This is a genomic window from Bradyrhizobium sp., from assembly GCF_035570375.1.
Classification (GTDB): Bacteria; Pseudomonadota; Alphaproteobacteria; order Rhizobiales; family Xanthobacteraceae; genus Bradyrhizobium.
Genome location: NZ_DATMLW010000204.1, coordinates 14,131 through 33,932, shown reverse-complemented (window position 1 = coordinate 33,932; position 19,802 = coordinate 14,131). Strand labels below are relative to the sequence as shown.

Genomic DNA, 19,802 nt, shown 5'->3' with positions numbered 1-19,802 from the left:
TGCTCAGCGATTCTAGCCGTCGCATCTCGAAATGGTCGGGGCCGGGTTCATCCATGTTGGTAAGAATAGGTTGGTGGGCGGGCATGCCCTATGATTCCGCGGATCGGGCCGGCAGGGAAGCCGCTATGGATTGGGCGGCGGTTGAACGTTATCACTTCATCCAGACGTTCCAGACGTTTATGTTGAGCAATTCATCTGATGAAGTATCGGCGCGGTGAGCGCGGCCAAGATCAAGCAGCGCGTCGCGGGCGACGGCACACTCTTCAACACCAGTTTCATGCTCTAGCTGAAAATAAACGAATTCGCCTCGATGAACCGCCATAGATCACTCCCTCCCGCACCCGGTCTTTGATCCTTTAAGTCCCAAAGCTCGACCAGGCGGCGGCTTCGCGGCTTCGCTCAGCCCATCTGCTTGTGCATATGCGGATTTATTTCGGAGAGCACAGCCGCCGGTCTGCCTCACGCGCTCTGTGCTCGATCTCATCCGCAAGTGCGGAAAGTCGCAGGGATATTTCGCGGTCGAACGTCTCGGCAGCCAAGCGGCGCAATTTGATAACCTGGTCCTGAATCAGGGTCAGCCGCTCGATGTCGCCAATCATGAAGGCCACCTACTGAGTCAGGAACGGGAATTTTCAGGGCAGAGACGGCGCGCTCTTGTAACACCCGCGCCGAGACATACTGTAAATGTCTCTACTCCAGTTCTTTTCCACTGCCCCCGCCAAGCTTTGGACCATGAGTTTCAATCTCTTCGCTGACCGCAGTCAGAGCTGCCTGCAGCGTTGCAAGCTCTTTGAGGGCATCGGCGGATAATGCGCTGCTCTGCGCAAGTTTCTGGACGAGGCTAAGCCGCTCGGTTTCCAGTTTCGCGAGCAGCGCGTGGACGGGATGGAGCGAAGGCATCGCAGTCTCCTTTCAAAAGCAAAAATTTATAAAATCATTTTCCCGAAGCCTGGTTGATCTGCCGCAAGCCGAGACCTGGGAAATCCCCCCTTCAGTGTCGCGCGCCGTCTCCCTCGATCTTAGAAGGCCCAACGCCGCGCGCGCGGGCACCGCTTGTGCGTCGACCTCACATGGGCGATGGTCTGGGCCAGCCAGATTGAACGGCTCTCCAGGAGCTTCCCAGCCGCTTCCCGCGGTCACCACGGGAAGCAACCACACAACCATCTTACTGATATTACTGCTTTTTCACTGGGATAATCGGAAACCTCCAGTGATCACAGATCACGACAAGCCGAACCGGCGCGCTTCTCAACATGAAGGCGAGCGGCTGACGGAAAGAAGAAAGCGGACCTCGCACGGCCGCCACGCAGGGAGAAGGCTGATGTCAGACCAAAATCGAATCACGCGCCGCGGCGTTTTGCAGGCCGCCGGCGGCATCGCACTGGTTTCAGGAATTTCCGCACCCGCGATCCTGCGCGCCCAGACTTCCGACGTGATCCGGATCGGTCACCTGACCCCGCGCACCGGATTTCTTGGACCGCTCGGCGAATATGCCGTGATGGCGATCGATCTTGCGGTGGAGGAAATCAACGCCTCCGGCGGCATGATGGGACGCAAGGTCGAGTTGCTGAAGGAGGATTCGGTCAACCCGCAGACCGCTTCCACCAAGGCCGAGCGCATGATCGAGCGCGACAGGGTCGCCTGCATCGTCGGCGAGATTTCGTCTGCCTCGTGCCTGACCATTGCGCAGGTCGCCGAGCGCAACAAGATCCTCTTCATCAATACCGGCGGCAATTCCGATGCGCTCCGCGGCAAGGACTGCAAACGCTTCATGTTCCACGTCGAGTCGCAGAATTCGATGTATGTCAAAACCGTCGGCCGCTCGTTCCTGCGCGAGGGCCTGGTCACGGGCAAGAAATGGTACTCGCTGACGGCGGACTACGCGTTCGGCCACGACCTCTTGAAAGTCTCAAAACGGTTCATGGAGGCCAATGGCGGCAATTTCGCCGGCGACGACCTGGTGCCGACCGATGCCACCGATTTCTCCGCCTATCTGTTGAAGATCCGCGACGCCAAGCCGGATCTCGTGGTGATCAATCTGGCCGGCAACCAGATCACCAACTTCCTCAAACAATACGCCGAGTTCGGCCTCACCTTCCCGGTCGGCGGCTTCGGCTTCGACACAGCGCTCGCCTGGGCCGCCGGCAAGGGCAATTTCGTCGGCACCTGGCCGGTGGTCTGGCATCATCTTCTCGATACGCCCGGGTCGAAGGCTTTCGTCGCGGCCTTCACCAAGAAATACAACAAGCCGCCGGAAAACCAGGCCTGGGGCGACTACATCGCCACCAAGATCGTCGCGCAAACCGTCAACGAGATCAAATCGACGGACTCGCCGAAGATCATCGAGCATTTCGAGAAGGGCGCGAAATACGATGTGCTCAAGACGCGTCAGGGTTATTTCCGCGCTTCCGATCATCAACTGATGCATGAGATGTACGCGGTAACCGCGCTTCCCGCCGACAAGATCAGGAATCAGTGGGACATCTTCACCTCGAGCCCGCCGGTGCCGAGCCCAAACGAGGACCTCGAAGTGATCGCCGCAACCAGGGAAGAGAACAGCTGCACGTTCCCGAGTTGATTTGAGGCGTCGTTCCGGAGCGATACGAAGTATCGAATCCGGAACCCCGAGATTCCCCGATGCGCAATTGCGCATCTGAGGTCTGGTCCTTGCGGACCATCCCGGAATGACGACCCGGATCGCCCGTTGATGTCTATTAACTCTTGAGGCGCGCAGTCCTCGCGCGCTTCGCGGAACCCAAACCTATGTCCGCCACGTTGCTGACCCAGCAAATCCTCAACGGGCTGCTTGACGGCGTCTACTATCTCCTGATCGCGCTCGGCCTGTCGCTGATCTTCTCGCTTGGCGGCATCGTCAACCTCGCCCATGGCGCGTTCTACGCAATCGGCGCCTATCTGACGCTGGTGATCTCGCCTTATCTCGGTTTCGGCGGCGCGTTTGTCGCAGCCCCCATTGCGGTCGCCCTCCTCGGCATGGTGATCGAGCGAACGCTGTTCCGCCGGTTCTATCGAGCCGATCCGATTCTCTCGCTGCTGATGACCTTTGGTCTGGCGATGGTCGCCGAGCAGGTGCTGCGGATGATTTTTGGTGCACCGCCCCTGTCCTATTCCATCCCGCAATGGCTGCGCGGGCAGGTCGCGATTGGCAGTTTCATCTATTCGTTCTACCGCGTGGTCTTGCTGTGCATCGCCGCGACCTGCATCGCCGGCCTGTGGCTGCTGTTGCAAAAAACCTCCTTCGGCCGCGTGGTTCGCGCAGGCGTCCAGAATCCCGACATGGTGGGTGCGCTCGGCATCTCGCTGCAGCCTTATATGTCCGCGGTCGCCGCGCTCGGCATCGGGCTTGCGGGCCTCGCCGGCGTGTTGCTGGCGCCGATCTATTCGATCCACCCCGCGATGGGCCAGGAGATCATCACGCCGGCTTTCGTCGTGGTGGTGATCGGCGGGCTCGGATCGTTCTGGGGCGTGGTGGCGGCGGCGCTCCTGGTTGGTCTCGTCAAGGGCATGATGGTCGGGATCGGCTATTCGGCGGCCTCGACCGCTGCGATCTATCTTCTGATGCTGCTCGTTCTCTTGTTCCGGCCGCGCGGCCTGTTCGGCGAGCGCATCACGCGGTTCGAGTGAGGCTGCAAGCATGTGGAAACGCCTGCCCGTCCCGTTGCTGATCGCCGCGATTGCTCTCCTCGTGCTGCCACAGATCCTGCTTGCGCTCGGGCTCACGATGACGTCGGCTTCCGAGGTCGTGATCTTCGCGATCGCCTGCATGGCGCTCAACATCCTGGTCGGCCATACCGGCCTGGTGTCGTTCGGCCACGGAGCCTGGTTTGGGCTCGCGGCCTATGCGGCCGCTCTCGTCCAGCGCAACTGGATGCATGATTCGTTTTTCGGCCCCGCAATTGCCGGCACCCTGATCGTCAGCCTGATTGCGGCGGCGTTCGGCTATCTGATCCTGAGACGGCGCGGCGTCTATTTCTCGCTGCTGACGCTGGCGCTGTCGGCGATGCTCTATGCGGTTTCGTTTCGCTGGACGGAAGTCACCGGCGGCGAGAACGGGCTTGGCGGGATCACCCGCCCGACGCTGCTCGGCTTCAACCTGGAATCCTCGACCCCCTATTACTGGTTGGTCGCGGCAATCGCGTTCCTGGTCTTGCTGCTGTTATGGCGTTTCCATCATTCGAGCGTCGGCCACGTGCTGGTTGCGATCCGCGAGAACGAACAGCGCGCGCGCTTTCTCGGCTACCCGACCAACCGTTACAAGCTCGCCGCCTTCGTTTTGTCCGCCGCAATAACCGGACTCGCCGGCATCCTTTTGCTGTTTCAGAACCGCATGACCTCTGCGGACCCGATCTCGGTGTCGTTCTCCGGCGATTTGCTGGCGATGGTCGTGATCGGCGGCATGCGTAATTTCCTGGGCCCCGCGCTCGGCGCGCTGTTCTTCATCCTGTTCCGCGAGTTCCTCTCGATCTACACCGAGAACTGGCTGTTCTGGTTCGGACTCGTGTTCGTCGCCTTCATCGTGTTTTCGCCGACCGGTCTTGTCGGCGTCGGCGAGCGACTGATGGCGCCGTTTCGAAAGAAGATCGTCGAAGACGCCGCCATGTCGGCACGCCGCGTCGAGGTGCTTCCCTTGCCGGAATTCCTGCGCCCGAAGGCTCACATCGATGGTGCGGTGCTTTCCGCCCACCACATCGAGAAGCACTTTGGCGGCATCCGGGCGGTTCAGGGGATCGATATCGCCATCGTGGACCGCACGCTTCACGCGCTGATCGGGCCCAACGGCGCCGGCAAGACCACGGCGTTCAATCTGCTCTCGGGGCTCTATCCGCCCGACGAAGGCACGGTGTCGCTGATGGGCAAGGGAATCGCCGGACATACGCCGGAAGAAAACGCCCGCGCCGGCATCGGCCGCTCGTTCCAGATCACCAATCTGTTTCCAGCCTTGAGCGTTGGGGAAAATATCCGCCTGGCCGTGCAGGCGCGACACCCGCGGCGCTTCGATCCCTTCACGCCCGTGCTGTCGATCACCTCGATCAATGTCGAGGCCGACGCCGTCATCCGCTATCTCGGCCTGTCCGGAATCGAGAAAGCCGAAGCGGGTCTGTTGTCCTATGGCGGTCAGCGCCTGCTCGACATGGGGGTGGCGCTTGCGACCGCGCCGCGCGTGCTGCTGTTGGACGAGCCACTGGCAGGACTCGCCGCGGCCGAGCGCGAGCGGATCGGCGCAATCATCAAGCGGATCTCGGCCGATCTGCCGGTGCTTCTGGTCGAACACGACATCGACCGGGTGTTCCAGCTCGCCGACCACGTCACCGTGATGAATGAGGGAAAAGTTCTGCTCGACGGCACCGTGGAAGACGCACGGCGAAGTGCGAAGGTGCAGGAGGTCTATATCGGCTCCGGCGCCTCGCAAGTGGCGGCGCGACCGCGCCAGACGGCCGCGCGGCTCAACGCGCTGCTGACAGCCGAAAACGTCAACACGTTCTATGGCAAAAGCCACATCCTCAACGAGGTCGGCTTCACGCTGCACGAGAACGAGATCATCGCGCTGCTCGGCCGCAACGGCGCCGGCAAATCGACGCTGCTGAAGACCCTGATCGGGATTGCGCCGGCTTCAGGTGGATCGATCACGCTCGCCGGTACCGAGCTCATCGGCAATTCTTCCGCGCAAAATGCCCGGCTTGGCATCGGCTATGTGCCGCAGGGCCGCGGCCTGTTCGCCGGCATGAGCGTCGAGCAAAATCTCGAACTCGGCGGGTTGAAGCGCCAGACCGGCCACGGCGTGCACTGGACGCGCGAGCGCATCTACGAATATTTCCCGCGGATCGGCGAGCGGCTCGATACGCCGGCGGATTATCTTTCCGGCGGCGAGCAGCAAATGGTTGCGGTAGCGCGGGCGCTGTCGGGCGATGTGCGGGTATTGCTGCTGGATGAGCCTTTCGAGGGGCTGGCGCCCGCCGTGGTCGAACAACTGTTCGAAACCTTCGACCGCTTGCGCAAGGAAGTCGCCATCATCATCGTCGATCACCATCTCGACCTGGCGCTCGCCCTGTCCGATACAACGGTGGCACTGGAGCGCGGGCGGGTTATTCACCAGGGACCGTCGCGGGCACTGCGCGACGATCTCGATCTGCGACGCAAGGTACTCTGGCTGTGAGGACAATCTGTGAGAGAGAAAAATGGCAGATACTGAACGCAAGGTCGCCATTGTCGGCGCCGGCCTGATCGGACGCGCCTGGGCCACGATCTTTGCGCGCGCGGGCTGGAGCGTGCGCCTGAGCGACCCGCATATCCCGACCCTGAAGTCCGCCCCTCGCCTGATCCGCGACGAGCTGCACGCGCTGGCGCGCCATGGCCTCGCCGACGATCCCGACGCCGCGGTGGCGCGGGTCTCGGCTGCCGGAAACCTCGAGGAGGCCGTGCGGGATGTCGAATTCATCCAGGAAAACGGGCCGGAGAGAGTCGAGGACAAGCGCAGCATCTTTGCCCAGCTCGACAAGATGGCGCCGAAAGACGCGCTCCTGGTATCTTCGACCTCGGCGCTTCCCGCCTCGCGCTTTACCGAACACCTGGAGAGGCGGGCGCGCTGCCTGGTCGGCCACCCGGTCAACCCGCCACATCTGGTGCCGCTGGTCGAACTGTGCGGGGCGCCCTGGACCTCGGCCGAGGCGATCGACCGCGCCCGTAATATCTATCGCGAAATCGGCCAGGTGCCGGTTACGATCAATCGCGAGATCAACGGCTTTGTGCTGAACCGCCTGCAGGGGGCGCTGCTCGCCGAAGCGTTCCGCCTGGTCGGCGAAGGCTACATCTCCGCGCAGGATCTCGATCACACCATCAAGGAGGGCCTCGGCTTGCGCTGGTCGTTCCTCGGGCCGTTCGAAACCATAGAGCTCAACGCGCCTGGCGGTATCCCGGATTACTGCGCCCGCTATACCGGCTTCTACAAGGAATTGGCCTCAAGCCCCGCCGGGCCTGAAGTGTACGAGAGCCCGAACGTCGATCGCGTGATCGCTGCATGGCCGTTTCAACCGACGGCGGAGCGCATCGCATCGCTGACCGAATTGCGCAACCAACGCCTTGCCGCGCTCGCCGCGCACAAAGCCAGACACGATACAACCCAAACCGACAACGCCTAAACGTCCACCTGCAACAACGAAGGCAAACCAATGAGCCGCAAAGTCATTATCACTTGTGCCGTCACCGGCGCGATCCACACGCCCTCGATGTCGAAGGCCTTGCCGGTGACGCCGCAGGAAATCGCCGATGCCGCGGTCGAGGCCGCCGAAGCGGGTGCTGCGATCGTGCATCTGCACGCCCGCAACCCGAAGACCGGCCAGCCCGATCAAAGCCCGGAAGCCTTCGCGCCGTTTCTCAAGATCATCAAGCAGCGCTCGAACTGCGTGATCAATTTGACCACGGGCGGTGCGCCTACCATGACGGTGGACGAGCGCGTCCGCCCGGCTGCGACCTACAAGCCGGAAGTGGCATCGCTGAACATGGGTTCGATGAACTTCGCCTTTTTCGGCATGCTTAACCGTTTCAAGAAGTTCGAGCACGACTGGGAGCGCAGGCACCTCGAGAACAAGGACATCGTTTTCCGCAATACTTTCCAGGACATCGAATATGTCCTTAAGACGTTGTCGGAAACCGGCACGCGGTTCGAGTTCGAGTGTTACGACACCGCCCATCTCTACAATCTCAACTACTTCCTCGAGCGCGGCATGGTGCAACCGCCGCTGTTCGTGCAGACCGTGTTCGGGCTGCAGGGCGGCACCGGAGCGCACCCCGAGGACGTCCTGCACATGAAGCGCACGGCCGATCGCCTGTTCGGCGACAAGATGGTCTGGTCGGTGCTGGGCGCCGGGCGCAATCAATTGCCGATCGCGGCGATGGCGGCTGCAATGGGCGGCAACGTTCGCGTCGGCCTGGAAGATTCGCTATGGGCGGCGCCCGGACGGATGGCCGCCTCGAATGCCGAGCAGGTGGTGCTTGCGCGGAAGATCATCGAAGGCCTCGGCCTTGAGGTCGCGACCTCGGATGAGGCGCGTGAGATCCTTGATCTGAAGGGCGGGGACAAGCTCGAGGTCTGACCGCGATCGGCGCGGACGGCCTCCCCAGACGAACGGAAGTCCGACTTACAAGGGGTTTCGGCCTCACGTGAGAGCAATAGCCCCTCACCCGGATCGCTACGCGATCCGACCTCCGCGACGGGGAGAGGTGAACCGAGTTCTGCTGAATCATCGCACCGCGGCGGCGCGAGATGTGCTGCTGCAATCGGGAACATTCGAGCATCGTCTCGAGCGGTCAGTTCCCTGCCGAGATTTTCGGGAAGGTCTGGTAACCTACAAAATACGATTTGACAGGTTACCGAGGTTGGGTTAATCAAGACAAACCTCTGAAACGTAGTTTCAGAGGTTACTAGCCCCCATAACCCCACCCCCTGGAGTTGTCAGATGATCCGCTATCGCACCGTCTCCGTTGGCGACCATGAGCTGTTCTACCGCGAGGCGGGCAAGCCTGAGCATCCGACGCTGCTGCTGCTTCACGGCTTTCCCACCTCCTCGCACATGTTTAGAGATCTGATCCCCCTGCTTGCGGATCGCTTTCATCTCGTTGCCCCGGACCTTCCCGGTTTTGGCTTCACGACCGCCAAGGAAGGTTCGAACTACAAGTACAGCTTCGACAATCTTGCGAACACGATCGAACAATTCACCGACAAGATCGGTGTGAGGCGTTACGGCATCTACGTGTTCGACTACGGCGCGCCGGTCGGCTTTCGCCTCGCCGCATCGCGCCCCGATCGCGTCACGGCGATTATCTCGCAAAATGGCAATGCCTATGAAGAGGGCCTAAGCCAGGGCTGGAATCCGATCCAGGCCTATTGGCGCGAGCCGACGGCGGCGAACCGCGCAGCTCTTCGCGCTTTCCTCACGCCGGAAACCACCAGGTGGCAGTATGTCGAGGGCGTCTTTGACCAGCAACTGGTTGCGCCTGAATCCTATGCGCTTGATTCCGCCCTTCTGGCGCGGCCGGGCAATGACGAAATCCAGCTCGACCTGTTTCTCGATTACGCGAGCAACGTGGCACTGTACCCGAAGTTTCACGCCTATTTCGCCAAACATCAGCCGCCGTTCCTGGCGACCTGGGGCAAGAACGATCCATTCTTTCTGCCTCCGGGCGCCGAAGCATTTCGGCGCGATCTTCCCAATGCGGACATCCGCTTCTTCGACACCGGACACTTTGCGCTGGAGACCCACGCAAGCGAGATCGCACGTGCCATTGTTGACTTCTGGGAGAAGAAGGTCTCTTCCCGCTCCCGCCAGGTTGCCTAGGGCATGAAGAGATTACGCTCGACTGTCACCGGGGTGATGGTGTCTCCCTCTCCCACCCAATTCGGGTTTACCCGAGTTGGGCATTATCAACTGTCGAAGTCGGATAAATCCGACTTCGATGGGAGAGGGTCGGGGTGAGGGGCACGGCCGCTCGTAAGAGCATGGCCCCTTACCCGATTTGCACTGGACGATGCGGAGCCTGTCATCGGGCGCGCGTTCGCGCGACCCGTTGGCATCGCCAGGAGCAAATCGACCTCTCCCCAGCGGGGAGAGGTGAACCGAAGCGGTGCGGGACGCATCCGCTGTCCTCAAGGCTCATCCGCGCGCTATCAATACTGGTATTGATACCCGTATTGATTTGGGCAGACCCATCGGCCGTAGGAGTCCTGATAGCAGCCGTTGTTGTAGTTGTTGCCGTAGTAGGCGCCATAGGCGCCCAGCGCGGCTGCTCCGGCGACGGCGGCGCCAGCGCCCCAAGGATAATATCCGCCCCACCCTCCGCCGTAACCCGGGCGACCTGGGTAACCCGGACGGCCCGGCAGACCTGCGATCGGACGGCCCGGATAGCCTGGACGACCCGGACGGCCCGCGATCGGGTGGCTTGGACGAGGGCCAGCCGCCACGCGATAGCCGCGCCCGGCGTAGACGCGCCCACCGCCGGCGAAACGAGCGCCGTGCACCGCGCCGGCGCGCATCCCGCCCCCGAGGCGACTCTTTGCCGGAACCAAAGTTGGCCGCTTGTTCCGGTATTTGAGGCATGGTGTTACCCAACCAGGCCGACGCCAGCCAGGAATTCGATTGCGGCAAACGCGGTTTTCGCCGAATCTAAAGGAGATGGGCGCGCACTCTCGGTTCCGCGCCCTCGCATTTCAATTGCGATTGACGAGCAAGTTTCAGGATGGAGAAGCAGGATGAAAGCGCTTGCGGTTGGACTGATTTTGGCTGTGACCCCGTTTTCGTGCGCTTATGCGCAACGGTCCGCCGACTCGTTGCCGGCGGTGACGGTCGATTGCTACCAATCCTTTGCCACCAGGACGCAATTGCCGGAACGCGACGACAAGGACGTTGCCATCAACAACAACGATCTTCAAACGCCGTTGACACGCTATCGGCTTCAAGTCGTCGACAAGAAGATACTCAAGATCATCAAGGACCCGGATCGGCCCGCATTTCGCGACGAGCACGGCAAGAGCATTTGGCAAATGAAACGGGATTTCACCGACAAGCACCAGATCATCAGCTGGCGGGAGGATTTGCCGGGCGGAATCGTCAGGCTCTTCACATTTGACTTCGCGGACCGGGTGCTGAGCACGATGGATGTTTCACCTGCCAATGCCCTGGCAGCCGGCGTGGAGCTTCACGTCATGAAATGCAGCACGTGAACCCTGTCCGATAGAAACTTCGCAAATTCCGATAGCCCGCCACCTTTGTTCCTGAAGGACGGCATTGGTCGCGGCTCAATGAAGCGGAGCGCGACTGCATCGAGTGGGCGCCTGGGACGGGCCGACCTTGAAAGGCCTCGGGAAAACGGGCAAAACGCCCCAAGAAGTATGGTCGGAGTGGCAGGATTCGAACCTGCGACCCCTGCGTCCCGAACGCAGTGCTCTACCGGGCTGAGCCACACTCCGACAAGAACGCGGCTTATAGCCTTCGGCTTGGCACACCGCAAGAAGCCGGATGAAGGACGTGAAATTCCCGTGGATGTGGGCCTCAACACGCAGATTCTGCCGGCAAATGACGCCGCGGTGGCGAGCGCCGCGCAGTGCCTCAAACAGGGCGGGCTGGTCGCGTTTCCGACCGAGACTGTCTACGGGCTTGGGGCCGATGCCACAAATGCGGGCGCGATTGCCCGGCTCTACGAGGCCAAGGGCCGGCCGTTGTTCAATCCCCTGATCGCCACTGTCGGGGATATCGCAGCCGCTATCACCATTGCCCGTTTCGACGCGACCGCAACCAGGCTGGCCGAAACGTTCTGGCCGGGGCCGCTGACGTTGGTCCTGCCCAAGACCGATGACTGCCCGGTCGCCGACCTTGCGACCGCTGGCCTCGACACCATTGCGGTAAGGGTTCCCGCCCACCCGGTCGCGCGTGCCATTTTGCGCGCGTTTTCAGGTCCGGTGGTGGCGCCTTCGGCCAATCTGTCCGGGCATGTTTCGCCGACCACGGCCGCGCATGTGCAAAGCGATCTTTCGGGTCGCATCGACCTCATCATCGATGGCGGCGCGGTGATGGTCGGCGTCGAATCCACCATCGTCGGCTGCTTCGACACGCCGATGCTGCTGCGGCCCGGCGGGCTGCCGCGCGAGGAAATCGAGCGCGCGCTCGGCCGCCCGCTGGCGCGGCTACCCGAAGAGGCCGGAACCGAAACCGGCCAGCCGCTGGCGCCGGGCATGCTGGCATCGCATTACGCTCCGCGCACGCCGGTGCGGCTCAACGCCAGGCGCATCGACGCCGGCGAGGCGCTGCTGGCATTCGGCCCGGGCACCGTGGGCGGCGTGGAAGCGGCAAGTGCGGTCATGAATCTGTCCGCGCGCGGCGATCTTGCGGAAGCCGCCGCCAACCTTTTCGGTTATCTTCGCGCGCTCGACGCCAGGGGCGCACGCACCATCGCCGTCATGCCGGTGCCGCCCCTTGGGCTTGGAGAGGCTATCAATGACCGGCTGCGTCGCGCCGCGGTGGGACGGGAATCAGGCGAGAGCAGTTAAAGATCGGCGCAAGAGCAAAAGGAATGAATGTCGCCAAGTCGCCCCTCCCGCCGCTTTCGCCCGAACTGATCGCGCAGTTCCGCGCCGTCGTCGGCGACAAATACGCGGTCACCGAGGCCGCTGATGTCGCGCCCTACGTCACTGAAGAGCGCGGCCTGTTCCACGGACGGTCGCCTTTGGTGCTGCGGCCGGGTTCGACGGCGGAAGTCGCCGCGATCTGCAGGCTCGCCACCGAGCACAGGATCGCGCTGGTGCCGCAGGGCGGCAACACCGGCCTTGTCGGCGGCCAGACGCCGCATAACGGCGAAGTCGTGGTCTCGACGCGGCGTCTCGATAAGATTCGTGACGTCGACACTGCCTCCAACACCATGACCTGTGAATCCGGCGTGGTGCTGCAGGTCGCCCAGCAAAAGGCCTCCGAAGCGGACCGGCTGTTCCCGCTGTCGCTGGGAGCGGAAGGAAGCTGCACCATCGGCGGCAATCTCTCCACCAATGCCGGCGGCACCGCGGCGCTCGCCTTCGGGGTGGCGCGCGAGATGGCGCTCGGGCTCGAGGTGGTGCTGGCGGACGGCCGCATCCTCAACGGTCTCTCGAAGCTGAAAAAAGACAATACCGGTTACGACCTTCGCAACCTCTTCATCGGCGCGGAAGGCACGCTCGGGATCATCACCGCCGCCACGCTGAGATTGTTCCCGAAGCCGCACGCGGTAGAAACCGCATTCGTCGGGCTGAAGTCGCCGGCGGATGCGCTAAGGCTGCTTTCGATCTCACAGAACGAGGCCGCGGGCACGCTGACCAGTTTTGAACTGTTGTCGGATATCGCGGTGGATTTCAGCGTGCGCCACGGCATCGACATCCGTGACCCGCTCGAAAGCAAGCACCCCTGGTATGTGCTGATGGAGCTGTCGTCACCGCGCGACGATGCACGCGCCACGCTGGAATCGATCCTGGCGCTAGGAATGGAGCAAGGCATCGTCGATGACGCTGCGATCGCGGCGAACCTGAGCCAGCGCAACGCGTTCTGGAAGCTGCGCGACGAGATGTCGGCAGCGCAAAAGCCGGAAGGCGGTTCGATCAAGCATGACATTTCCGTACCCGTCGCAGCCGTTCCTGCCTTTCTCGAAGAAGCCAATGCCGCCGTGGTCAAGCTCATTCCGGGCGCGCGGCCGGTGCCGTTCGGCCATCTCGGCGACGGCAACATGCACTACAATGTCAGCCAGCCGATCGGCGCCAGGTCTGCAGATTTCCTCGCGCGCTGGCACGAGGTCAACGCGGTGGTGTTCGAGATCGTGCTGCGCATGGGCGGTTCGATTTCAGCCGAGCATGGCATCGGCGTGCTCAAGCGCGACGAGCTGCCAGAGGTGAAGGACAAGGTCGCGATCGAGCTCATGCGCGCCATCAAGTCGACGCTCGATCCGCTCGGCATCATGAACCCGGGCAAGGTGCTGTGATCGCGGCCGCGAGCCGACGCCATAAATCATCGGGTGAGCGTGCATGAGTATTTCCGACCGCATCCGCGTCAAGGGCGAACGCGTGCTTTCCGCCGAACACTACACGCTGAAATCCGCCACCTTTGATTGGCGGCGCGGCGACGGCGAATGGCAGACGCAGAAGCGCGAGATCTTTGAACGCGGCAACGCCGCGGCGTTGTTGCCCTACAACCTGGCCCGGCGCAGCGTCGTGCTGGTCCGCCAGTTCCGATATCCGGCCTACCTCAACGGTTACGACGATCTCCTGATCGAGGCGGCGGCGGGCCTGCTCGATGATGAAACTCCGGAGGCGCGGATTCGCGCCGAGGCCGAAGAGGAGACCGGCTACCGGCTCGGCGAGGTGCGGAAAATATTCGAAGCCTTCACGAGCCCGGGCGCGGTCACGGAAAAAATCCACTTCTTTGTCGCCGAATACGATCCGACGATGAAGGTCGGAAGCGGTGGCGGGCTGGCTTCAGAGGGCGAGGACATCGAAGTGCTGGAATTGGCCTTCGAACAGGCGCTCGCCATGATCGGCGACGGCCGGATCGTCGACGCCAAGACGATCATGCTGCTGCAGTATGCGGCGCTGCATATTTTCCGCCGCTGACCGAACGCCCTGCCGACATTGACACCTCGCGAGCGCACGGCCAGATTGAAAATATGCGCATCGCCCTGATCCACGCCCTGAAACATTCGATCGTCCCGATCGAGGCGTCGTTCGCAAAACTTTGGCCGGAGGCGACGTTGATGAACCTGCTCGACGACAGCCTTTCGGCCGATGTGGCGCGCGACGGCCGCCTTACCACTGCGATGACCGACCGCTTCCTTGCGCTCGGCCGCTATGTCGCCTCCACCCATGCCGATGCGATCCTGTTCACGTGCTCGGCGTTCGGTCCCTGTATCGAGGCGGTGGCACGCGAGCAGGAGGGAATGCCGGTGTTGAAGCCGAATGAAGCGATGATCGAACAGGCGGTCGCGCGGGGCCACCGGATCGGTCTGCTCTCGACTTTTCCACCGACCTTGCAGTCGATGCCGCAGGAATTTCCGGGTACCGTCCGGATCGTGCCGAAACTTGCCGAAGGAGCACTCGCCGCACTCGATCGCGGAGACCGTGCCGAGCATGACCGCCTGGTGGCGCAAGCTTCCCGCGACTTGCGGGACTGCGACCTGATTGCGCTTGCCCAATACAGCATGGCGCCGGCGGCAGCGATGGTAGCCGAGTCCTCGAAGCTCCCCGTGCTGACGACGCCCGACAGCGCCGTTATCAAGCTGAAGCAATTGCTTGCGGCCAAGAATTAAGGATCAGGTTTTTCTAAAACAGGCTTCCCTGCCCGTCGTCCGGCGCAACGCTTGCGGGCTTTCCTGGGCCCGCCTTCTTCGCTGGTTTTCCCGCCTCGGTCTCACGCTCCTCTGCCGTGATCGGCAGGATCAATTGCGCGTCGTCATTGGCGACGCGGTTCACCCGCGTCGAGACCTGGTGCCAGACGAACTCGCCCTCCTCTGGGCTGCGCATCAGCGGCATCACCTCGTCCAGGTCATCGCCGCTGCAGTCGAGCCAGCGATCGAAATCGCCCATCGCGATCGTGACCGGTACGCGGTGATGAAGCGCCGCGAGATCGGCGCTCGCGGGCGCCGTGACGATGGCGACCGTGTCGAGTTCCTCGCCGTTGGGGCCGATCCAGGTCTCGGCGACCGCTGCAAGCCCGATCGGAAGACCATCGCGGCGATGGATGAAGTGGGGCCGCTTGCCCTGTCCGGACGCTTGCCACTCATAGTAGCCGTCCGCGGGGATCAGGCAGCGCCGCCGTCGGATCGCGTTCTTGAAGGCCGGCTTCTCCCTCACCGTCTCCGCGCGCGCATTGATCAAAAGCGTGATTTGGCGCGGATCCTTGACCCAGCCTGGCACCAGGCCCCACCGCATCAGGCGGAAATGCCGCCCGCCATCTTCCAGGATCACCACAGGCACAGGTTGAGTTGGCGAAACGTTAAACCTTGGAGGGAAATTCGGCTGTTCAAGATAGCCAAAAATTTGCCTCAGGGCATCCGGCGGCGAGGTGATCACGAAACGTCCACACATTCTGCTGTCCAAATAGGTATGCGTTCAGCACCTTTTAACCCCGCCCCCCCAACACTGCCGCCGATGACAGCCACTGCCGCCAGACCGGCACGATCCGAACCCGAGCCGGGCCTCGATGAGGAGGCGCGGATCGCCCGGCTGCGCGCCGCCAACATCAACCCGCGCACCGGCCTTGCCACCGATTATCTCAACCATTTCAACGAAGCTATCATGCTTCTGGAAATGATTCCGGATATGCCGGAATGTGCGGAGGATTTTCTGGGCTGGCGGCCGCTGTCCTATGCGGAGCATTTCACGGCCTCGCATTTCAAGGCTCGAGATCTTGCGATCGCGGCCTACGATTCCGCCGACGTTCACATCCGCGCCGAGTTCGACAGCCTCACCAGCGCGATGACCGCGATCCTCTCCGCAGTGGGAGAAGCGTTGAGCCAAGCCCCGGAGGACAGGATTCGCGCGAGACTGGCCGAGCAGGCCATCAACTGGGTCAAGCCGCTGGTGATGCAGGCAGGCGCCATCATCAACGGCGGCGTCGAATCCGACGTCGAATACATCATGTCCCGATGACGGACCTTGCCTGTTCGAGGCATCGCGTTAGACCTGAAACGATCTCTCTGGCATGTTCTCCCCGCAAACGCTCCTTGTCGCGACCGAAAACCGCTTCACACTTTTCGGAAATCATGCGTCTTCAGGCATGATCTCATCCGAAAACCGCTTCACACTTTTCGGGATCATGCCGTGACGTCGCCCTTGCACCCGTCCCATCCGCAGCTTGCCGTCAGTGCGGCGATTTTCCGCGATCGCAAGGTCCTGCTGGTGCGCCGCGCGCGATCGCCCGCCAGGGGCTTCTATTCGCTGCCGGGCGGCCGTGTCGAATTTGGCGAAACCCTGCACACCGCCCTGCAGCGCGAGGTCAAGGAGGAAACCGGACTGAAGGTCGAAATCGTCGGTCTCGCCGGCTGGCGCGAAGTCGTGCCGGCGGTTCCGGGTGGCGGACATTACCTGATCATGTCGTTTGCCACGCGCTGGATCGCTGGCGAGGTGGTGCTCAACGACGAACTCGACGACCACAAATGGCTCGAGCCGGATGAACTTGGCGGGCTCAAGATCACGGGCGGCCTTGAAGAGGTCATTGCGTCGGCCCGGCGCCTGTTGGGGCCGAAATAGCGTCGGCACAAGGCCTGTCCGATGCCTTGCTTCCAGCGCATTGAGAAGGCATATGGGGTTGTTTGGACCCCTTCATGTCAAAGCATTTTCTCGCCGCCCTGATCGTCCTTTCGTGCCTGTGCGCCCCGCTGCGGGCACAGGATGCGCCCGCGCCCTTCGACAATGATCTGCAGCGGCTCGCCGAAATTCTCGGAACCCTGCACTATCTGCGAGGCATTTGCGGCAGCAACGAAGGCGGCAAATGGCGCAACGAAATGCAGGCGCTGATCGATGCCGAAACCCCTTCCGGCGAAAGACGCGCCCGCATGATTGCCGGCTTCAACCGCGGCTATAACGGTTTCCAGCAGACCTACCGCAGCTGCACGCCGGCGGCTGCCGTTGCGATCCGCCGGTACATCGAAGAGGGCTCGAAGATCTCGCGCGATCTGACCGCGCGCTATGCCAACTAGCCAACGTATTCCGCGTTCGACCTCAACCTTCGAGGGGTATCCGAATCTTTCGGCTTGAATGCTTTCTAAATCAGCAAGACTTCCTGCCGCATTGACATCTTGAGCGTGGCAGCCATCATGGCAGCGTTCAGGTGCGCCGATCGAAAGATCGGCAGCAAGGGAATGCGGTGAGGCTTTGCGCGAATGCCAGGGCCGAATCCGCAACTGCGCCCGCAACTGTAAGCGGATAGCTCTTTTCCATGGTGCCACTGAGCTTTTTGGGCCCGGGAAGGCGGAAAAGGGCATCGACCCGCTAGTCAGGAGACCGACCTGGACAGTCATCCATCCGGCGTGCGGCGCGCGCGCCTGAGGCGGTTCTTTCGCTGCGATGACAATGCGAATTTGTTCAGCGGATAGAGGGCCGCCTTGGCTGCATGTGTTCAAATTGTCGAATCGGTTTGCCGGAGATACGCGTTACGCGCGTCCTGTGCGGCCGCCATGGCGCTGTTTGCGGGCAACAGTTTTGCCGGCGATCTTCCACCCGCAGTTTACGTCAAGGCTCAGCCCGCTGCAGTCGGCTATGACTGGACCGGCTTCTATGTCGGCGGAAATATTGGACTCGCGGCCGGGCATTCGGACTGGACTCTGGCCCCGCTTGGCGGTGGCGCGCCGGTCGCGGGCTCGTTCGGGCTTTATCAATCACCCAATGCCTTCAGGGAAAGCGGCAGTTGGTTCGAGGGCGTGCAGGCCGGCTACAACTGGATGCTCAGGAATCGGGTAGTGCTCGGTATCGAAGCCGACGGCTCCTTTCCCACTTTTCCCGACCCCGTCACCGGCCTGACCATCGGCGGCATGTCGAACTTTACGTCGCCGACATTCGGCGCCGGTACGTTCAGCGAGACCGTGCTGTCATCGGGCACGCTGCGCGGCCGCATCGGTTACGCGCCCGGACATTGGCTGTTCTACGCCACCGGCGGCCTGGCCTGGACCTACAATCAGCAGACCCTCACACAAATTGCGACCGGCAACGCCGAGGATCGCTTCCTCTGGCGCTTCGGCTGGGCCGCGGGCGCCGGCTTCGAGACGCCGATCGCGCCGCACTGGACCGTTCGTGGCGAATATCTGTGGACGGGTTTTCCCTCGGCGAGCGGAAGCTTTCCGCTGTCCGGACAGCATGTCAGCTCCGATTTCTTGGAGCACCAGCTTCGCCTCGGCCTGAACTATCGCTTCGACGATCCGTCGCGCCCGGCCGCCTTCGCGCCCTCGCGATTCGTTCCGCCGGTCGACATCTTCGCCGTGCACGGACAGGCGACCTACGTCCAGCAGGCGTATCCCGCCTTCCGTTCTCCCTTCGAAGGGACGAACAGCCTCTCCGGGGGCGCGCAAACGAAGCAGACCTTTGACCTCACGCTCTCAACCGGCGTCAAGCTCTGGCAAGGTGCCGAGTTCTGGGCCAATCCGGAAATCGACCAGGGCTTCGGTTTCAACAACACCCACGGCGCGGCCGGCTTTCCGAGCGCAGAGGCCTACAAGCTCGGCTCGTCCACGCCCTATGCGCGTGTGCAGCGCGCGTTCCTGCGCCAGACCATCAATCTCGGCGGCGAGACCGAAGAGGTGCCCGACGATTTCTATCAGTTCAAGGGAACACGCTCGACCGACCGTCTGGTCCTGACGGTTGGCCGTTTCGGCATCATCGATATCTTCGATACCAACCGCTATGCCAACAATCCGAAATCCGATTTCCTCAATTGGTCTGTAATCAACGCCGGCACCTTCGACTACGCCGGCGACGGCTGGGGCTATACCTACGGTGCCGCCGCCGAATGGTACACCGGACGCTGGACCTTGCGCGCCGGCGTGTTTGATCTTTCCGTAACGCCTGCGGGCGGAATGAGCCCGTTGGGTGGCGTGCTCGATCCGACTTTCCAGCAATTCCAGATGGTCGGTGAGATCGAGGAGAGGCACGAATTGTGGGGCCAGCCGGGCAAGATCAAGCTCACTGGATTCCTGAGCCGTGGGAGCGCCGGCGATTTCACCAACGCGGTCGCGCTCGCCCAGATCACGGGAATGCCCGCCGACATCAACGCGGTGCGCTCTTACACCAGCCGGCCCGGCGTCAGCCTCAATGTCGAGCAGCAAGTGACAGATACGCTGGGTGCATTCCTCCGCGCCGGCTGGGCCGACGGCAACATCGAGCCCTGGGATTTTACTGACGTCGACCGCACCGTCTCCGGCGGCGTCTCGATCAATGGCAAGTCATGGGGAAGGCCGGACGATGCGGTCGGCATCGCCGGTGTCGTCAACGGCATCAGTCCGGCCCATATCGCGTTCCTCAACGCCGGCGGGCTCGGCATCCTCGTCGGCGACGGCCAGTTGCCGAACTACCGGACCGAGAAAATCCTCGAGGCCTATTACAGCTACGCAGTGGCGGCTTCGACCCGGCTGACGTTCGACTATCAATTCATCGCCAACCCCGCCTACAACGCCGACCGCGGCCCGGTGCACGTCTTTGCCGGCCGCGCGCACTGGCAGTTCTAGCGAAACTCGCGCAGGTATCCGTACCATGTCGTGCGAGGGAACGCTTCGCTTTGCCCGTTGGGGCGTTC

The 19,802-nt window shown here is 62.4% G+C and carries 20 protein-coding genes, 1 tRNA gene and 1 riboswitch; of the genes, 15 read left to right on the top strand and 6 right to left on the bottom strand.

Annotated elements, in window-relative coordinates; translation table 11 throughout:
- Window positions 1-151: 151 nt before the first annotated feature.
- From VNX23_RS22495 to VNX23_RS22485, 3 genes are all read right to left on the bottom strand, one after another.
- The gene (locus VNX23_RS22495; protein WP_325633721.1) at window positions 152-322 is read right to left on the bottom strand and encodes a hypothetical protein; all 171 of its coding nucleotides are present in this window, start codon (window positions 320-322) and stop codon (window positions 152-154) included.
- A gap of 106 nt (window positions 323-428) precedes the next feature.
- On the bottom strand, window positions 429-599 hold the full coding sequence (locus VNX23_RS22490; RefSeq protein WP_325633710.1) for a hypothetical protein: 171 nt from the start codon (window positions 597-599) through the stop codon (window positions 429-431).
- A gap of 91 nt (window positions 600-690) precedes the next feature.
- Entirely contained in the window at window positions 691-900 is a 210-nt protein-coding gene (locus VNX23_RS22485) for a hypothetical protein (protein ID WP_325633708.1), read from the bottom strand.
- Between the two features lie 421 nt (window positions 901-1,321).
- Between VNX23_RS22485 and VNX23_RS22480 the strand changes: the two genes are divergently transcribed.
- The 6 genes from VNX23_RS22480 (at window position 1,322) to VNX23_RS22455 (ending at window position 9,350) form a co-directional block, all read left to right on the top strand.
- A complete protein-coding gene (locus VNX23_RS22480; RefSeq protein WP_325633706.1) occupies window positions 1,322-2,578 on the top strand; it encodes an ABC transporter substrate-binding protein in 1,257 nt (418 codons plus the stop codon).
- Window positions 2,579-2,763: 185 nt separating this feature from the next.
- Entirely contained in the window at window positions 2,764-3,642 is an 879-nt protein-coding gene (locus VNX23_RS22475) for a branched-chain amino acid ABC transporter permease (protein ID WP_325633704.1), read from the top strand.
- A gap of 10 nt (window positions 3,643-3,652) precedes the next feature.
- Window positions 3,653-6,172: a branched-chain amino acid ABC transporter ATP-binding protein/permease gene (locus VNX23_RS22470; RefSeq protein WP_325633702.1), complete on the top strand. Its 2,520-nt coding sequence runs from the start codon at window positions 3,653-3,655 to the stop codon at window positions 6,170-6,172.
- A 22-nt stretch (window positions 6,173-6,194) separates the two neighbouring features.
- A complete protein-coding gene (locus VNX23_RS22465; protein ID WP_325633700.1) occupies window positions 6,195-7,154 on the top strand; it encodes a 3-hydroxyacyl-CoA dehydrogenase in 960 nt (319 codons plus the stop codon).
- A gap of 30 nt (window positions 7,155-7,184) precedes the next feature.
- Complete coding sequence (locus VNX23_RS22460; RefSeq protein WP_325633698.1) at window positions 7,185-8,108, top strand: 3-keto-5-aminohexanoate cleavage protein; 924 nt, start codon at window positions 7,185-7,187, stop codon at window positions 8,106-8,108.
- Between the two features lie 363 nt (window positions 8,109-8,471).
- On the top strand, window positions 8,472-9,350 hold the full coding sequence (locus VNX23_RS22455; RefSeq protein ID WP_325633696.1) for an alpha/beta hydrolase: 879 nt from the start codon (window positions 8,472-8,474) through the stop codon (window positions 9,348-9,350).
- Between the two features lie 329 nt (window positions 9,351-9,679).
- Here VNX23_RS22455 and VNX23_RS22450 read toward each other — a convergent pair whose 3' ends face one another.
- A complete protein-coding gene (locus tag VNX23_RS22450) occupies window positions 9,680-10,045 on the bottom strand; it encodes a hypothetical protein (protein ID WP_325633694.1) in 366 nt (121 codons plus the stop codon).
- Window positions 10,046-10,261: 216 nt separating this feature from the next.
- Between VNX23_RS22450 and VNX23_RS22445 the strand changes: the two genes are divergently transcribed.
- Entirely contained in the window at window positions 10,262-10,732 is a 471-nt protein-coding gene (locus VNX23_RS22445) for a hypothetical protein (RefSeq protein WP_325633692.1), read from the top strand.
- 169 nt (window positions 10,733-10,901) lie between these two features.
- On the opposite strand, the gene VNX23_RS22440 is transcribed toward VNX23_RS22445, so the two are convergent.
- Window positions 10,902-10,978, bottom strand: a tRNA-Pro gene (locus VNX23_RS22440).
- A gap of 69 nt (window positions 10,979-11,047) precedes the next feature.
- On the opposite strand from VNX23_RS22440, the gene VNX23_RS22435 reads away from it, so the two are divergent.
- The 4 genes from VNX23_RS22435 to VNX23_RS22420 are packed head-to-tail and all read left to right on the top strand — an operon-like array spanning window position 11,048 to window position 14,826.
- Complete coding sequence (locus VNX23_RS22435; RefSeq protein WP_422652918.1) at window positions 11,048-12,055, top strand: L-threonylcarbamoyladenylate synthase; 1,008 nt, start codon at window positions 11,048-11,050, stop codon at window positions 12,053-12,055.
- A 23-nt stretch (window positions 12,056-12,078) separates the two neighbouring features.
- Window positions 12,079-13,506, top strand: coding sequence for an FAD-binding oxidoreductase (locus VNX23_RS22430; RefSeq protein ID WP_325633688.1), 1,428 nt, complete (start codon window positions 12,079-12,081; stop codon window positions 13,504-13,506).
- Window positions 13,507-13,549: 43 nt separating this feature from the next.
- Window positions 13,550-14,134, top strand: a complete 585-nt coding sequence (locus VNX23_RS22425; RefSeq protein WP_325633686.1) for an NUDIX domain-containing protein — start codon at window positions 13,550-13,552, stop codon at window positions 14,132-14,134.
- 53 nt (window positions 14,135-14,187) lie between these two features.
- Window positions 14,188-14,826: an aspartate/glutamate racemase family protein gene (locus VNX23_RS22420; RefSeq protein ID WP_325633684.1), complete on the top strand. Its 639-nt coding sequence runs from the start codon at window positions 14,188-14,190 to the stop codon at window positions 14,824-14,826.
- A 13-nt stretch (window positions 14,827-14,839) separates the two neighbouring features.
- Here the strand turns inward: VNX23_RS22420 and VNX23_RS22415 are convergent, their stop codons facing one another.
- Entirely contained in the window at window positions 14,840-15,604 is a 765-nt protein-coding gene (locus VNX23_RS22415) for an SOS response-associated peptidase (RefSeq protein WP_325633682.1), read from the bottom strand.
- A 63-nt stretch (window positions 15,605-15,667) separates the two neighbouring features.
- Between VNX23_RS22415 and VNX23_RS22410 the strand changes: the two genes are divergently transcribed.
- The 4 genes from VNX23_RS22410 (at window position 15,668) to VNX23_RS22395 (ending at window position 19,734) form a co-directional block, all read left to right on the top strand.
- Complete coding sequence (locus tag VNX23_RS22410) at window positions 15,668-16,168, top strand: hypothetical protein (protein ID WP_325633680.1); 501 nt, start codon at window positions 15,668-15,670, stop codon at window positions 16,166-16,168.
- Window positions 16,169-16,339: 171 nt separating this feature from the next.
- Window positions 16,340-16,768, top strand: coding sequence for an NUDIX hydrolase (locus tag VNX23_RS22405; protein WP_325633678.1), 429 nt, complete (start codon window positions 16,340-16,342; stop codon window positions 16,766-16,768).
- Between the two features lie 74 nt (window positions 16,769-16,842).
- The gene (locus VNX23_RS22400) at window positions 16,843-17,217 is read left to right on the top strand and encodes a TIGR02301 family protein (protein ID WP_325633676.1); all 375 of its coding nucleotides are present in this window, start codon (window positions 16,843-16,845) and stop codon (window positions 17,215-17,217) included.
- Window positions 17,218-17,329: 112 nt separating this feature from the next.
- Window positions 17,330-17,544, top strand: a riboswitch (cobalamin riboswitch).
- Between the two features lie 150 nt (window positions 17,545-17,694).
- Window positions 17,695-19,734: a carbohydrate porin gene (locus tag VNX23_RS22395; protein WP_325633674.1), complete on the top strand. Its 2,040-nt coding sequence runs from the start codon at window positions 17,695-17,697 to the stop codon at window positions 19,732-19,734.
- The last annotated feature ends 68 nt before the right edge of the window (window positions 19,735-19,802 follow it).